Origin of the sequence: Pseudemcibacter aquimaris (assembly GCF_028869115.1) — a bacterium.
GTDB classification, from domain to species: Bacteria; Pseudomonadota; Alphaproteobacteria; order Sphingomonadales; family Emcibacteraceae; genus Pseudemcibacter; species Pseudemcibacter aquimaris.
Window position 1 is genome coordinate 1,884,314 of record NZ_CP079800.1, and the last position, 14,649, is coordinate 1,898,962.

General features: G+C 46.2%; 16 protein-coding genes. 7 read left to right on the top strand and 9 right to left on the bottom strand.

The annotated features are described in order from the left end of the window. Nucleotides 1-8 precede the first annotated feature (8 nt). From radA to KW060_RS08930, 4 genes are all read left to right on the top strand, one after another. A complete protein-coding gene (gene radA / locus KW060_RS08915) occupies nt 9-1,382 on the top strand; it encodes a DNA repair protein RadA (RefSeq protein ID WP_249034469.1) in 1,374 nt (457 codons plus the stop codon). Beyond that, nucleotides 1,375-2,028 (top strand): CvpA family protein, encoded by a 654-nt coding sequence (locus KW060_RS08920; RefSeq protein WP_249034470.1) that lies wholly within the window; start codon nt 1,375-1,377, stop codon nt 2,026-2,028. Before radA ends, KW060_RS08920 begins: the two co-directional genes overlap by 8 nt. A gap of 70 nt (nt 2,029-2,098) precedes the next feature. After that, nucleotides 2,099-3,598: an amidophosphoribosyltransferase gene (gene purF, locus KW060_RS08925; protein ID WP_249034471.1), complete on the top strand. Its 1,500-nt coding sequence runs from the start codon at nt 2,099-2,101 to the stop codon at nt 3,596-3,598. Continuing rightward, the gene (locus KW060_RS08930; RefSeq protein WP_249034472.1) at nt 3,595-4,335 is read left to right on the top strand and encodes an SDR family NAD(P)-dependent oxidoreductase; all 741 of its coding nucleotides are present in this window, start codon (nt 3,595-3,597) and stop codon (nt 4,333-4,335) included. The genes purF and KW060_RS08930 overlap by 4 nt, the downstream gene beginning before the upstream one ends. Here the strand turns inward: KW060_RS08930 and KW060_RS08935 are convergent. Together KW060_RS08935 and kce are read right to left on the bottom strand one after the other, a co-directional pair. Then, a complete protein-coding gene (locus KW060_RS08935) occupies nt 4,332-4,760 on the bottom strand; it encodes an acyl-CoA thioesterase (RefSeq protein WP_249034473.1) in 429 nt (142 codons plus the stop codon). The two genes, KW060_RS08930 and KW060_RS08935, sit on opposite strands and share 4 nt — an antisense overlap. Continuing rightward, a complete protein-coding gene (kce, locus tag KW060_RS08940) occupies nt 4,747-5,691 on the bottom strand; it encodes a 3,5-dioxohexanoate:acetyl-CoA acetone transferase (RefSeq protein WP_249034474.1) in 945 nt (314 codons plus the stop codon). Before kce ends, KW060_RS08935 begins: the two co-directional genes overlap by 14 nt. 76 nt (nt 5,692-5,767) lie before the next feature. Here kce and KW060_RS08945 point away from each other — a divergent pair, with 76 nt between their 5' ends. The 3 genes from KW060_RS08945 to KW060_RS08955 all read left to right on the top strand — a co-directional run bounded on the left by KW060_RS08945 (nt 5,768) and on the right by KW060_RS08955 (nt 8,608). Continuing rightward, entirely contained in the window at nt 5,768-7,087 is a 1,320-nt protein-coding gene (locus tag KW060_RS08945) for an aminotransferase family protein (RefSeq protein ID WP_249034475.1), read from the top strand. 2 nt (nt 7,088-7,089) lie between these two features. Continuing rightward, on the top strand, nt 7,090-8,112 hold the full coding sequence (locus tag KW060_RS08950) for a histone deacetylase family protein (RefSeq protein WP_249034476.1): 1,023 nt from the start codon (nt 7,090-7,092) through the stop codon (nt 8,110-8,112). Nucleotides 8,113-8,176: 64 nt separating this feature from the next. After that, nucleotides 8,177-8,608, top strand: a complete 432-nt coding sequence (locus KW060_RS08955; protein WP_249034477.1) for a hypothetical protein — start codon at nt 8,177-8,179, stop codon at nt 8,606-8,608. 19 nt (nt 8,609-8,627) lie between these two features. Here KW060_RS08955 and KW060_RS08960 read toward each other — a convergent pair whose 3' ends face one another. From KW060_RS08960 to KW060_RS08990, 7 genes are all read right to left on the bottom strand, one after another. Then, the gene (locus tag KW060_RS08960; RefSeq protein ID WP_249034478.1) at nt 8,628-9,800 is read right to left on the bottom strand and encodes a YeeE/YedE family protein; all 1,173 of its coding nucleotides are present in this window, start codon (nt 9,798-9,800) and stop codon (nt 8,628-8,630) included. 136 nt (nt 9,801-9,936) lie between these two features. Further along, nucleotides 9,937-10,320 (bottom strand): VOC family protein, encoded by a 384-nt coding sequence (locus KW060_RS08965; RefSeq protein ID WP_249034479.1) that lies wholly within the window; start codon nt 10,318-10,320, stop codon nt 9,937-9,939. Nucleotides 10,321-10,348: 28 nt separating this feature from the next. Continuing rightward, nucleotides 10,349-10,735, bottom strand: coding sequence for a VOC family protein (locus tag KW060_RS08970; protein ID WP_249034480.1), 387 nt, complete (start codon nt 10,733-10,735; stop codon nt 10,349-10,351). A gap of 6 nt (nt 10,736-10,741) precedes the next feature. After that, a complete protein-coding gene (locus tag KW060_RS08975) occupies nt 10,742-11,119 on the bottom strand; it encodes a VOC family protein (protein WP_249034481.1) in 378 nt (125 codons plus the stop codon). Nucleotides 11,120-11,153: 34 nt separating this feature from the next. Beyond that, nucleotides 11,154-12,569 (bottom strand): ribosome biogenesis GTPase Der, encoded by a 1,416-nt coding sequence (gene der, locus KW060_RS08980; protein WP_249034482.1) that lies wholly within the window; start codon nt 12,567-12,569, stop codon nt 11,154-11,156. Between the two features lie 41 nt (nt 12,570-12,610). Next, a complete protein-coding gene (locus KW060_RS08985; protein WP_249034483.1) occupies nt 12,611-13,966 on the bottom strand; it encodes an outer membrane protein assembly factor BamB family protein in 1,356 nt (451 codons plus the stop codon). Nucleotides 13,967-13,981: 15 nt separating this feature from the next. Beyond that, the gene (locus KW060_RS08990) at nt 13,982-14,614 is read right to left on the bottom strand and encodes a tetratricopeptide repeat protein (RefSeq protein ID WP_249034484.1); all 633 of its coding nucleotides are present in this window, start codon (nt 14,612-14,614) and stop codon (nt 13,982-13,984) included. Nucleotides 14,615-14,649 lie beyond the last annotated feature (35 nt).

Consider the following 14,649-nt stretch of genomic DNA (forward strand, 5'->3'; position numbering starts at 1 on the left):
TTTAGGATATGGCAAGACCAAAACGCATTTATGTTTGTAATTCATGCGGCAGCACATATTCAAAATGGGCGGGCCAATGCGAAGGGTGCGGCGAATGGAATACCCTTACTGAGGAAGCATCGGAAAACAGCCCTACCGGCCTTGGCAAATCATCAAACGCCAAAGGCAACATCATTGAATTATCCGCATTAAAGGGCGAAGACGAAGCCCTGCCCCGAATGAAATCGGGCATTGGTGAATTTGACCGCGTTACTGGCGGCGGCCTTGTGCCCGGTTCAGCGATCCTGATCGGTGGTGATCCGGGTATTGGTAAATCAACCATTCTTTTACAATCCATGAGCAAGCTTGCCGATGGCGGCCATAAAACCGTTTATATTTCCGGCGAGGAATCCGTGGCCCAGGTTAGAATGCGTGCGAAACGTCTGGGACTTGCGGAAAGTAATGTTGAACTGGGATCAGAAACCAATCTTCGCGATATCCTTGCCACCCTTTCAAAGGGCGACTGCCCGGATGTTGTGGTGATCGACAGTATCCAGACCATGTATGCGGACACCATCGAATCCGCCCCCGGAACGGTGGCGCAGGTTCGCACATCCGCGCAGGAATTAATCCGGTTCGCGAAAAAGAAAAATGTATGCGTTCTTCTGGTCGGGCATGTCACCAAAGACGGACAAATTGCTGGCCCACGCGTGATGGAACATATGGTTGATACCGTTCTTTATTTCGAAGGGGATCGCGGCCATCAATTCAGAATTTTACGCGCGGTGAAAAACCGTTTCGGTGGCACTGATGAAATCGGTGTCTTTGAAATGGGTGAACTGGGGCTGTCCGAAGTATCAAACCCGTCTGCATTATTCCTTGGGGACCGTGACGGTGATGTGGTTGGTTCCGCCGTATTTGCGGGCATGGAAGGGTCACGCCCAATGCTTGTTGAGGTACAAGCACTTGTGGCGCAAAGTTCCCTTGGCACACCTCGCCGCGCTGTTGTTGGGTGGGATAGCGCGCGTCTTGCGATGATTATCGCTGTGCTTGATGCCAGATGTGGTCTTGGGCTTGGGGCCTTTGATATTTATTTAAATGTGGCGGGCGGCCTTAAAATTTCAGAACCAGCAGCCGACCTTGCGGTTGCGGCGGCGCTTATATCATCATTATCCGGTGACCCGATCGCCGAAGAAACGGTTATTTTTGGTGAAATCGCGCTGTCCGGGGAAATCAGACCAGTCGGACAAGCGGACGCCAGATTAAAAGAAGCGGAAAAGCTTGGCTTTACCCAAGCCTTTATTCCGTCAAAAATGAAGTTTAAAAATAAGAAAATAAAAACAGCCGAGCTTGACCAACTGATCAAACTTGTGGATATAATCGCACCAAATCTTGGTGAATAAGAGAAAGGATAAGACCATTAACGCTATTGATATTGCAGTATTAATTGTTATCGGCGCATCCGTTGTTATCGCAATTACCCGTGGGTTCACCACAGAAGCACTTAGTCTTGTTGCATGGGTTGCAGCGATTATCGTGACCTTACAAGGCCATCCTTATCTTTATCCCATTATCGTTGATTTCGTTCAGCCGGACTTTATGGCCAGCATGATCACCTATGCCGCGCTGGGTATATTCAGTTTGATTATTTTCAAATTCATTGCGGTGATGGTCGGTAAAATGATCAAAGAAAGCCATATTGGCGCACTTGACCGTGGCCTTGGCGCATTATTCGGCATGCTGCGCGGTATGTTGATCGTAAGTTTTCTTTACTTACTAACAACACCATTTTATTCACCGGGCAATTACCCAGAATGGTTTGAAGAGGCAAAATCAAGACCGCTTATTGAATATGGCGCAAGCGTTATCAATGCATTAAACCCATATAAAGATGACATTGATTTCGAAGAACGTAGAAAAGATATGGAAGCGCTAGACCGCTTGAAAGATATGGTTCCGTCGTTCCCAACCGAAAGCGGTGACGCCGGATATGAACAGAAAAATCGTGATGAACTTGATAAATTAATAAAAGAAAGTTCAAATACATAAAAAAAAAGTTCACAAATAAGACAATTAGCAATATATAGGGGGCATATTGACCCCATAAAGAGTTGGATTAATGACGGATCATCATACGCCTTCGAATTCTTCGCCCCTTCCTTTAACCACGTCACCATTTGATGACGATAAATTCCACGATGAATGTGGTGTTTTTGGTGTTTATAATACACCGGAAGCCTCGACCCATGCGGTGCTTGGGCTTCATTCACTGCAACACCGCGGACAGGAAGCCGCCGGCATCGTTAGTTTCCATGAAGGACAGTTTTATTCCCACAAGTCGCTTGGCCACGTTGCGGATAACTTTAACACCCAGCCGGTGATTTCGTCACTACCCGGAAACAGTGCCATTGGCCACGTCCGTTATTCCACATCGGGCGGTGCGGGACTTCGTAATGTTCAGCCATTATTTGCTGATCTTGCAAGCGGCGGATTCGCCGTTGCCCATAACGGCAATCTGACCAATGCACTTACGCTACGTAAGCAGCTTGTGCAAAAAGGTGCGATTTTCCAATCAACATCCGATTCAGAAGTTGTCATCCATCTGATCGCGACAAGCACATATCTGAACTTACAAGATAAATTTATTGATGCAATGCGCCGGATTGAAGGCGCATTTGCATTCGTGGCCCTTGCTGAAGATTGCCTGATCGGTGCGCGTGACCCACTTGGTGTGCGTCCGCTTGTTCTTGGTAAGCTACATGACGACAGTTATATTTTTGCCTCGGAAACATGTGCACTTGATATTATCGGCGCGGATTATATCCGTGACGTTGAACCGGGCGAAGTTGTCACCATTTCTGAAAAGGGACTGGAAAGCACAAAACCATTTCCATCAGTCAGCCCGCGCCCGTGTATTTTTGAACATGTGTATTTCTCACGTCCAGACAGCCTGACAAGCGGCACCAGCGTTTATAAGGTTCGTAAAAACATAGGCCGTGAACTGGCGAAAGAATGTCAGTTAAATGCCGACCTTGTTGTTCCTGTTCCGGATAGTGGCGTTCCCGCCGCCATCGGATACGCTCAAGAAGCAGGCATTCCGTTTGAACTGGGTATCATCAGAAACCATTATGTGGGCCGTACATTCATTGAACCGTCTGATACCATTCGTCACTTGGGCGTAAAGCTTAAGCATAATGCAAACCGTGGTGAGCTTGACGGTAAGATTGTTGTGCTAATTGATGATAGTATCGTTCGCGGTACAACATCGGTTAAAATCGTTGATATGGTTCGCCAAGCTGGCGCAAAAGAAGTGCATATGTATATCGCATCACCGCCAACAACCGATCCATGTTATTACGGTGTTGATACACCGGATAAAGAAAAGCTACTCGCATCCAACATGACCATTGATGAAATGGCAGAACATATCGGCGCAGACAGCCTTAAATTCATTTCCATTGATGGGCTTTACCGTGCGGTTGGCGAAGATAACCGTAACAAAGAATGCCCACAATATTGCGATGCTTGCTTTAGCGGTGAATACCCAACACCACTAACCGATAACAATGCATCCGATGCGGATAAACAATTTTCATTATTAACGGATAGCCGCGCATGACCCTGCAAGGAAAAGTCGCCATTGTAACCGGCGCGTCACGTGGCATTGGCCGCGCTACTGCTGTCGCCCTTGCTGAACAAGGCGCCCACATCATCGCAATCGCCAGAACCGTTGGTTCGCTTGAAGACTTAGATGATAAAATCAAAGCCGTCAGCGGTGAAAACGCGACATTAGTACCGCTTGATCTAACCGATTATGACGCCATTGACCGTCTTGGTGGGGTGATTTATGAAAAATGGGGCAAGCTTGATATTTTGGTGGGTAACGCGGGCTTCCTTGGTGACATCACACCGGTTAGCCATCTTAAACCAAAAACATTTGATAAACTGATGAATATCAATGTAACCGCCAATTTCCGCCTGATCAGATCACTTGATCCGCTATTACGCGCCGCGGACCATGGCCGTGCCGTCTTTATGGGTTCATCCAATGTCGCTAGAAACCCGCGTCATTTCTGGGGCGGTTACGCGACCAGTAAAGCCGCACTGGAATGTCTGGTAAAAACCTATGCGCAGGAAGTTGAAATGTCAAACCTGCGTGTGAATATTTTAAACCCAGGGCCAATCAGAACGGCAATGCGCGCGAAAGCGGCCCCAGGCGAAGATCCAAATTCACTGGATACACCAGAAGACTTGATGCCATTAATGCTGCAGTTATGTTCCGAAGAATTCACCGACAATGGTATCGTCGCGGATTATAAAATGTGGAAAGAAGATAAGAATAACTTCTTCTTTTAATCAACCAAGAAACCAGACGCGAGCTTTTTAAATTCATCACTCATGGGTTCTGATTTCCGTTTATTAAGATCAAAGATGACGGCTTTTTCCTCGCATGATGCGATAAGGCTGTCATCAAGACTGCTGAACATATAGTGCATAGCGGTGAATGACGATGTGCCAAGCTTCACAAAGCCGCTTTTTACGTAAAACACGCCACCTTCGCGGATTTCATTGATGAATTTCATATTCATTTCCAGGTCAACAAACCCGGTTTCACCGTCCAATTCAAGCCCGCATGCTTTCACCAGTTCATAACTGGCCTCATCAAAAACGGTCGCATATTCGCGTACGGTCATATGGCCCATCTGATCACACATGGAAAGATCAACGAGGTTCCCGCCCGTTTCAATTAAATTCCCTTTTGGACAATCACTTTGTAGCATTTATTTTGTCCCTTCCTTTAAGTCCCAATCGTTCGCGTGCCTCATCCGGCTCAGCTATATTATACCCTAATTCCTTGATAATTGTGCGAATTTTTTGAACTTGCGCTGCGTTGCTGGTGGCAAGCTGCTTATCAGGCATGATTAAACTGTCCTCTAACCCGACGCGTACATTGCCTCCTAAAATCACCGCCATTGTCGCCAGTGGTATTTGTTGCAAGCCCGCCCCAAGCACCGAAAATTCAAAATTTTCCGGGCCCAAAACACGGTCAGCATGATTTTTCATGGCCATAAGGTTTTCCGGGCTGGCGCCAATACCGCCCATTACCCCCATGACAAACTGAATATAAAGCGGTGCTTTTACTTTGCCGGTTTTAAGGTAATAACCCAGCGTATCAATATGGCCCATGTCATAACATTCAAATTCAAACTTTGCCCCCTGCCCGTCACCAAGGTCGCTTAAGATATTATCGATGTCTTCGTATGTGTTTTTGAATGTGGTGCTTCTTGTCGCATTCAGTAATTCCGGTTCCCAATCATGTTTCCAGTCATCATACCTGTCTTTTAAGGTAAAAATACCGAAATTCATCGCCCCCATGTTAAGTGAACACATTTCCGGCGCGATATGGCGCGCGGGCGCAAGACGTTGATCCAACGTCATTAACGAACTGCCACCCGTTGAAATATTTAACACCGCGTCTGTTGCCTGATGAATTTGCGGGATAAAGCCCATAAAATCATCTACCTTGGCACTGGGGCGGCCGTTTTCCGGATCACGTGCATGCAAATGAACAATGGATGCACCGGCATCCGCCGCATCGATTGCCGCTGTTGCGATCTCTGAGCCCGTCACCGGAAGGTGGTCGCTCATGGTCGGAGTATAGATGGAACCTGTCACTGCGCAGGTGATAATAATATTTTTCTTTTTCGCCATTTTTTAGGTTTCTTTTCTAACTGTTTCATCCATAATGCAGGGGGGAAGTTATTTAGTCAACCAGTTGAAAATGAAAATGAAATCACACCTTTTTTATCAAACACGTGACCGTAAACCGATGCTTGATCGCGCAGAGGGCATTTACATGTGGGACGTGAATGGCAAACGATATATTGATGGCTCAAGCGGGGCCATGGTTTCAAACATCGGCCACAGTAATGAAAATGTACTGGCGGCGATGAAAGCGCAAATGGAAAAATCCACGTTTGGTTACCGCCTTCATTTTGAAAATGAACCCGCGGAAAAGCTCGCATCCCGTGTCGCTGAATTAAGCCCCGATGGCCATGATAAAATATTTTTCGTTTCCGGTGGTTCAGAAGCCGTGGAAAGCGCGGTAAAGCTGGCAAGACAATGTGCATATGCACGAGGTGATCTTAATAAAACAAAGGTCATTTCCCGTTCCCCGTCATATCATGGCGGCACGATGGGTGCGTTATCACTGACCAGTTATGGCCCGTTAAATGATCCGTTTAAAGGGATGACAATGGATGTGCCACATATCCCGTCCCCAAGTTGTTATCTTGATACGGATGACTTGCCCGATGATATTCTGGGACTTAAGTATGCGGATTATCTTTATGATAAAATTCTGGAAATTGGCGCGGACAATGTTCTTGCCTTTATCATGGAACCGGTTGGCGGGGCGTCCACAGGCGCACTTGTGGCACCAGATAGTTATTATAAACGCATTCGTGATATTTGTGATGAATTTGGTATTTTTCTTATATATGACGAGGTTATGACAGGTGTCGGCAGAACCGGAAAATTCCTGGCGTGCGAACATTGGAATATCAACCCCGACATCATCGCCACATCAAAAGGGTTCGGCGCGGGTTACGTTCCCCTGGGCGCCATGACCGCGAAACAGGAAATCGTTGATACGGTTCTGGATAGCGGCGGATTTCAGCATGGCTATACGTACGCCGGAAACCCGATCGCATGTGCGGCGGGGCTTGCGGTGATTGATGAAATTTATAATCAAAACATGATGGAAAATTGTGCGGGCATGGGCGACCGATTGATTGCGGGACTTAACACATTAATGAATGACCATGACATTATCGGTGACGTGCGTGGTAAAGGGCTACTTACCGCATTTGAACTGGTCAGCGACCGTGAGACTATGGAACCGTTAGCACCGGAAAAACAAGCCTTCAGCAAACTTGTCAATATTGCCTATGATAAGGGGCTGATCATTTATTCAAGGCGCACGCGCGGCGGCTACAGCGGTGATCATTTCCTTGTTTGCCCACCAATGATTGTAACCGAAGAACAAATCGACGATATTCTATCCATCATTAACGACAGCCTTAATGAATTAAATAAGGAATTATAATCATGAAATGTGTTTTTGCCGAAGAACAGATGGCCCACGCGCCGAAAAGCTTTCTGGTGAACGGCGTCATCACATCAACACCGGAAAAACCGGAACGCGCAGACATATTAAAAAACGCCCTTGAAAAACACGGCCACAGCATCACACGCCCGGGTGATTATGGCCTTGATGCCATTCGCGCGGTTCATGATGACCGATATATTTCCTATCTTGAACGGGCCCACGAACGCTGGTCCCGCATTCCCGGCGCATCAGAAGAAATCATCCCGAACATTCATCCGTTAAACCGCAACAACGGTTACCCGAAATCCGTTGCCGCGCAAGCCGGATACCATTCAACCGACACATCCGCCCCCATTTCAAAAGACACATGGCACAGCATTCTCTGGTCCGCATGGACAGCGATAGAGGCCAGTGAAATGATCTTAAATGGTGAAAAACATGCCTATGCATTATGTCGCCCACCCGGGCATCATGCATCAAAGGACACGGTGGGTGGTTTTTGTTATTTCAATAACACGGCGATTGCGACACAAAATTTACTAAAGAAATATTCAAAAATTGCCATTCTTGATGTGGACCTACATCACGGCAACGGCACACAGGAAATATTCTATGACCGCGACGACGTTTTGACGTTATCGGTCCATGCTGATCCGGAACGGTTTTACCCGTTTTTCTGGGGTTATACGGATGAAATCGGCACGGGCGCTGGCGAAGGATACAATATCAATTACCCCCTTCCCCTTGGTTCTGGTGATGACCCATTCATGGAATGCGTTGAAGACGCCATGAAAAAAATCAAAAACTTTGGCGCGGAAGTGGTTGTCATCGCCCTTGGTCTTGATGCATACGAAGGGGACCCATTCGCGGGCCTTGCGGTCACCACCGAAGGATATAACCAAATGGCCAAAATCATCGCATCCTACACCGACACCCCTATCCTGATGGTACAGGAAGGCGGTTACATCTGTGATGAGTTAGGTGATAATCTGGTTAGCTTTTTAAGAGGTATAGAAGACTGATATATTAAAACCAGACAAACCATGTTACACAATAAAGAAAAACCACCATCAAGGGGATTTAAAATTGGTAAAAGCATTTAATTTCAAACGACTTACAATAATCGCTATTATGTCATTGGCATTTCAAAGCCAGTTTACTTTAGCGCAAGAACTTGGCTTTAAGGATATTTACACCATCAGAAAAGGTGCGGAAGGCACGCTTGAACTACCGATGATGCTCGACGCGGAGACAAGACTTGATGGCATTGGTGAATCCAGCGGTAGGCTGCTGTATAATTATACTATGATCAATTATCTTGCTACAGATTTAAGCGAAGGATTATTTGCCAAGGCTATATTTGATCAACAGTATAGCCAGTACTGTGATGGCGGTGTCATGACACAGTTAAGAACCATGGGGATTGAGGTCGATTTCCGTTATTACGACAAAGAAGGTGCTGCAATCGCAGCCATTTTGTTTACGCCGGAAAAGTGCACAGAAAAACCTGCTGAATAATTATGCAGAAGCCAATAATTTAAAGCTGCAAGCGACGTTTGATCATTGTTCCGGCGATATTGCCCATAAATGCCGACGCGAACCAGATCCAGCCACTAAGGCTGGCGCTGCTGACACCGCTATAGAATGCCCCGATGTTACATCCATATGCGATTAATGATCCATAACCCAGCATTATGCCACCAATAATGGACACGGCGATCAGTTTGAAATCAAGATCGCTCCATTTCACATTAAAAGAACCCATCATTTGCGCCGCGATAAAGGCACCCGCAAGAATGCCGAAATTCATCACCGATGTAATATCGAAAAAGACTGACTGCTCAAGGGCTTCGCGTCCTTGCCAATGGGACCATGTTGATAAATCCACGCCCGTAAAGCTAAGCATTTTTGCCCCCCATAATGAAAAGGCACTCGAAACGCCCCATGGTCTTCCGGCGAGGGATAATGTCAAGAAATTCGCCAGCACCAATCCACCAACAACCGCCAATATCGGCCAGTTTCCTTTTAAAACATCCGCGATACTGGAAAATGAATTATCCGTTTCATTTTTCAAAATTCTGCCGTGGCGCTTCTTTTCAAAATGAAGTGTCGCAAGTACAATCAACGCACAAATAAGTAAAGTAACACCAAGCCCGCCCGCAAGACCGAATTCATTGGTCAGATTGACACGCACGCCCGGCAATGACCGCCAGAAACCGCTGTCGCTTGATGCCCATACGCCACCAATGATAAAGCCGATAATCGTCATGTTAACGCGGGAACTGCCCGATCCTGTCCATGATAACGCACCAGAAGCACAACACCCGCCCAGCTGCATTCCCACACCGAATACAAAGCTTCCGATAATGGTGCCCGCTGCAATGGGCGGCACAAAGCCCCGAACAGGAGAACCAAACAGGCTGCCTGATGATAATATGGGGTAAAAAATAATTGCTGCAAGCGCCAGAATTAACATCTGCGCTCTGATGCCCCGGCCATCACGGCGATAAATCCATGCTGACCACCCACCGGTAAAGCCAAAATGGCCAAACACAAGTACCAGCCCGATCATCACGCCAACCATCGATAACAGCGTATTTGTTAATCCGGCAACGTTATAAACCGCAAACATGAGCAGCAACGCAAAACCGATGGAAGCCATGCGACCAACATTGTTACCACTTGCACCAATAGCATTTGAATTTGACATTAATTTCTACCTGACAGCGTGTATTATATACCCATATTGATTATCGCCAATCATTAATTCATTTTTCTGAACTCTGCAATAAGCAATTCTTATAGGTTTAAAATACCACAAGGGTAGAGAAATTTAAATGGTATGTTTACCCGCCAAGCTCACCGGTAAAATTAAATGCTGCAAATTTATTACCATCCGGATCGCGTAAATATCCAATGTAAAAGCCCGGCGTGCGTTCGCCCGGGTTTCCTTCGCATGTTGCGCCGTTATCAAGGGCGATTTGATAAAATTCATCGACCTGTTCCGGTGACATGGCATTGAATGCGGTCATTACACCATTGCCGGATGATGATTCCTGCCCGTTAAAAGGTAGACAGACGGAAAAGGATGGTTGGTCGGGTGTGACGCTCCAGACGATGAAAGTATCCCCTTCCAGGCTTCGTTTCGCGCCCAGAACCCCAAGTACATTATCATAAAATTTGCCCGCAGCTTTAAGGTCGTGCGTACCGACCATCGTGTAACCGATCATTTGTTCCTCCCACTTGTAAATTCACCTTTTATAGGTGGTCGTCGTGGGGGTAATGGTACGCCGCAAGTTTGTTGCCGTCAAGATCACGGAAATAGCCGATATAATAGCCGCCATCACGCATGCCGGGCTTGCCGTCACAAGTAGCACCATTTTCAATGGCAATATCATATACTTTATGGACTTCATCCGGGCCAGACACCGGAAAAGCAATCATGGAACCGTTACCAACGGTGGCTTCGTTACCGTCAAACGGAATACATATAGAAAAGGAAGGATTATCAGCCGCATCGTTCCAAAGGATGAATTTTTCATATTCCATCTTTCTGGTAGCGCCCATTGCGCCCAGAACCTTGTCATAAAATGCGGCCGACGTTTGCATATCTTTAACGCCGACCATCGTATAGCCGATCATCATTGGTAATTAACCTGCCATATGGAAAGCAGCAAATTTGTTACCATCTGGGTCACGGAAGTAACCAACGTAATATTGCTCGTCTTCGCCGCGTGGACCAGGTGCACCTTCACATGTACCGCCATTTTCCTGTGCAGCTGCATACATTGCATCAACTTGGTCTGTTGTTTCACAGCCAAATGAAATCATTGTGCCGTTACCGTGTGTTGCTTCTTGTCCGTCATGTGGAAGACATGCTGCGAAAAATGGTTTACCTTCGCCAACGCCCCACATAATGGCTGTGTCGCGTTTCATCATGCGCTCGGCGCCAACAACACCAAGAACTTTATCGAAAAACTCACCTGATTTTGGTAAATTTCTGGAACCGACCATTGCATAACTAATCATTTTAATAATTCTCCTAAGTTTGTGTATTTATTGTTTAATCTTTTTTGTAAGGGTTGTCACCCTTTCTTAGCATCAATCTTAACGGTACGCCCGGTAAATCGAAATCCCATCTTAATTCATTTTGCAAATATCTGATGTAACTGTCGGCCACATCGGACGGTCTGTTACAAAAAATTGCAAATGTTGGTGGTCTTGTTTTTACCTGCGTCATGTAACGCATTTTTGTTCTACGCCCTTTAACGGATGGCGCAGGATGATACTGAATCGTTTCAGCAAGCCATTTGTTTAGTTTCGATGTGCTGATGCGTCTGTTCCAAAGCATATAAGCGGAAAAGACCTGTTTCATCAGTTTATCAACACCACGCCCGGTAAGCGCGGAAACGGGCACAATCGGAATGCCTTTAATTTGCGGCAATGAATGTTCAAGTTTATGGGCGATGTCTTTCATCACTTCCTGACGGTTTTCAAGAAGATCATATTTATTTAAACCAATCACTAGACCGCGCCCTTCCTGAACGATCAGGCTGGCGATGGTTAAATCCTGTTTTTCAAACGGCTGTGTCGCATCAATCATCAGAATAACCACTTCCGCGAAGTTAAGTGCGCGAATGGTGTCGGCGACCGATAATTTCTCGAGCTTTTCCTGTACCTTTGATTTGCGGCGCATCCCTGCGGTATCAAAGATACGCATTTCACGGCCTTCATAGGTATAATTAACACCGATGGAATCACGGGTGATGCCCGCTTCCGGCCCCGTTAACATGCGGTCTTCATCAAGGATTTTATTAATCAGCGTGGATTTACCCACATTCGGACGACCCACAATAGCAAGCTGCATCGGCAGCCCGTCATCCTGTTCGCTTAATAATTCATCTTCTTCTGTGACCTCGCCCTCAATGATGATGGATTTTACCGCGACCTCTTCAACGGGTTCTGCGAATGGGTCAATTCCAAGCTTCCTTAAGGTTTCATCAAATGCGTCACTTAGGTCCGCTAAGCCCTCACCATGTTCCGCAGAAAGCGGAATTGGCGTACCAAGTCCCAATGTATAACTTTCGTAAAGGCCGCTTTCCCCTGCCTTGCCTTCTGCTTTATTGGCGATCAGGATGGTTGGCTTTTTCCCGCGGCGCAGGATATCAGCAAAATGTTTATCAAGCGGGGTAATGCCCGCACGCGCATCAATCATAAACATTGAAAAATCGGCTTCTTCAATGGCGACTTCTGTTTGTTGACGCATTCTTGCGGAAAGGGTGTTTCCTTTACCCTCTTCCAGGCCAGCCGTATCAATAATGCGGAATTTAAATTCACCCAATGACGCCATGGCGTCACGTCTGTCGCGAGTTACACCGGGTGTATCATCCACCAGCGCCAGTCTTTTACCGACCAACCTGTTAAACAACGTTGATTTACCAACGTTCGGGCGACCAATGATTGCAACTGTGAATGTCATGATTACTCAATTCTAAAAAATAATATTCGCGGGCGTTATGTTTAACGCATGGCGATAATTTCACCGTCATCGACCATGAAATATAATGTACCGTTTGAAACAATTGGTGCTTTTGATGCATCATCCGGCAACCTGATGCCGCCAACAACATCACCGGTATATGGTGATAATGTCAGTGCATATCCATGGGATGACGTAACAATCACACGGTCACCGGCAACAACAGGACCATTCCAATATACTGGTTCTTTACGAATGTCCGGATCCTGAAAACGTTCTAACTGCGTGATCCATTTGATACGACCTTCCCTGCGGGTGACGCAGATAACTTCTGAATTTGTGGTGACGATGTAAATATATTCGCCCACAATCCACGGCATATGTTCAGAACCATAATTTTGCTCCCATACACGAATACCGCTACGCAGACTAATGGCTGCCATACGGCCGCTTTGGCTAATGGCATAAACAAGGCCATCATAAATGACCGGGTGGCCATCAATATCACGAAGGCTCGACATCGCTGTCATTTGTCCCTGACGGTTTAATGTATCCGTCCAAAGCACACTGCCGTTTTCAACACGCATGGCGTAAACTTCACCGGATGAATAGGCAACAATAACCGTATTACCAAACACAGCCGGGCTTGCATTGCCGGCAAGCGCCGCATTTTCAGCAATGCCCACCTCGTCCCAGATGTAATTCCCTGTGTCTGCTTCGTAAGCGAAAATATGGTTATCATGGGTAATGGCAAATACGCGCCCATCCGCATATGTTGGCGACCCACGCATCGGAACGCCGATGTCTTCGACCCAAATTTCACTACCGTCATTCAGATTCAGCGCACCGAAATGGCCATAACCCGTAACAAAAAACAACGCATTATCACCAACAGAAACACCACCACCATAACTTAGCATCGGTGTTTCATTTTCCATGGAATACTTTCTATCCCATAAAACATTCCCTGTATTGGCATCAAGCGCTGTAATCTTGGCATCCGCGTCAATGGCATATAAAACACCATCTTTTACGACAGGTTCAGAAACCAGTGCCTTACGGCCGCTGCTACCCGCGCCAATGTCACGCGCCCAGATGCGCTTTGGCACATCGGCAATTTGCAAATGTTGATTTAAATGATGAACATTACCGCCCGCTTGCGCCCAATCTTCGTTGGTGTATGGCTTTGGTAAAGAAACACGTAAGCTTTGAAGTAATGGATCAACGGATAATTCCTGCTCAAAGGTCAAAACGGAAATTCTTTCCCCTTCGATCGAGTTTCTAGAATTATCTGCTGATGTTGTACCACAGGCAGTAAGCACGGCTGACATGGCCGCTAAACCAATAAATGTAAAATAGTCATTCATTTTGTGTGATAATTTCTTTTTATTGGTCATTGTCATTCCTGTGGACTATTCAATTACACTTAAATATTGTTCTGCGCGCGTTTTGATGGAACCCGGTGCATCAACATCACCGATTAATGTTTCCAGTCTTGTTTTCGCAGCATCAGTCTCACCAGCTTTAAGTTCAGCAAGTGCCATAATTTCAGTGGCCATATAACCGTATCTGTTATCACCGTTTAAAATCAGCGAAAGACGTGAACGGATCTGGTCAAGGGATGCTGTATCAACTTCAAGAAGTGCCACTTGAATATTGACCATATCTTTATAAATTTGCGACATATCAGAATTTTTGGCAAAACCATCCAGAATGCTGATTGCTTCTTCACGGTTATCCGCTTCGATAGCAAGCTGCGCTTTTTTAAGAGTAGCTAACAATTCAAAACCGGCAACACCACCATTTGCAACCTGGTTAAGGGATGCACTCATCTGATCCGCATTTTGAAGAAGTGCTTCTTCATAAAGGCTTGCTTGTTCCTGATATTGGCCTTCAACGACCGATGTATAAATGGCACGTCCGGCAACAATTGCAACGATACCAAAAGCCATACCGATTACAAATTTACCGTATTTTTTCCATAAATCATTTATTTGTTTTTGGCGAAGATCATCATCTACTTCGCGAATAAACTCGTCCGACACGGAGGTCTCCTGTTAATTCATAAATACATAAGGCG

Bases quoted from the DNA above. Each gene is read 5' to 3' on its own strand.
- radA (WP_249034469.1), top strand. From the start codon at position 9: ATGGCAAGACCAAAACGCATTTATGTTTGTAATTCATGCGGCAGCACA.
- purF (WP_249034471.1), top strand. From the start codon at position 2,099: ATGACGGATCATCATACGCCTTCGAATTCTTCGCCCCTTCCTTTAACC.
- KW060_RS08930 (WP_249034472.1), top strand. From the start codon at position 3,595: ATGACCCTGCAAGGAAAAGTCGCCATTGTAACCGGCGCGTCACGTGGC.
- KW060_RS08935 (WP_249034473.1), bottom strand. From the start codon at position 4,760: ATGCTACAAAGTGATTGTCCAAAAGGGAATTTAATTGAAACGGGCGGG.
- kce (WP_249034474.1), bottom strand. From the start codon at position 5,691: ATGGCGAAAAAGAAAAATATTATTATCACCTGCGCAGTGACAGGTTCC.
- KW060_RS08945 (WP_249034475.1), top strand. From the start codon at position 5,768: ATGAAATCACACCTTTTTTATCAAACACGTGACCGTAAACCGATGCTT.
- KW060_RS08950 (WP_249034476.1), top strand. From the start codon at position 7,090: ATGAAATGTGTTTTTGCCGAAGAACAGATGGCCCACGCGCCGAAAAGC.
- KW060_RS08960 (WP_249034478.1), bottom strand. From the start codon at position 9,800: ATGTCAAATTCAAATGCTATTGGTGCAAGTGGTAACAATGTTGGTCGC.
- KW060_RS08965 (WP_249034479.1), bottom strand. From the start codon at position 10,320: ATGATCGGTTACACGATGGTCGGTACGCACGACCTTAAAGCTGCGGGC.
- KW060_RS08970 (WP_249034480.1), bottom strand. From the start codon at position 10,735: ATGATGATCGGCTATACGATGGTCGGCGTTAAAGATATGCAAACGTCG.
- KW060_RS08975 (WP_249034481.1), bottom strand. From the start codon at position 11,119: ATGATTAGTTATGCAATGGTCGGTTCCAGAAATTTACCAAAATCAGGT.
- der (WP_249034482.1), bottom strand. From the start codon at position 12,569: ATGACATTCACAGTTGCAATCATTGGTCGCCCGAACGTTGGTAAATCA.
- KW060_RS08985 (WP_249034483.1), bottom strand. From the start codon at position 13,966: ATGACCAATAAAAAGAAATTATCACACAAAATGAATGACTATTTTACA.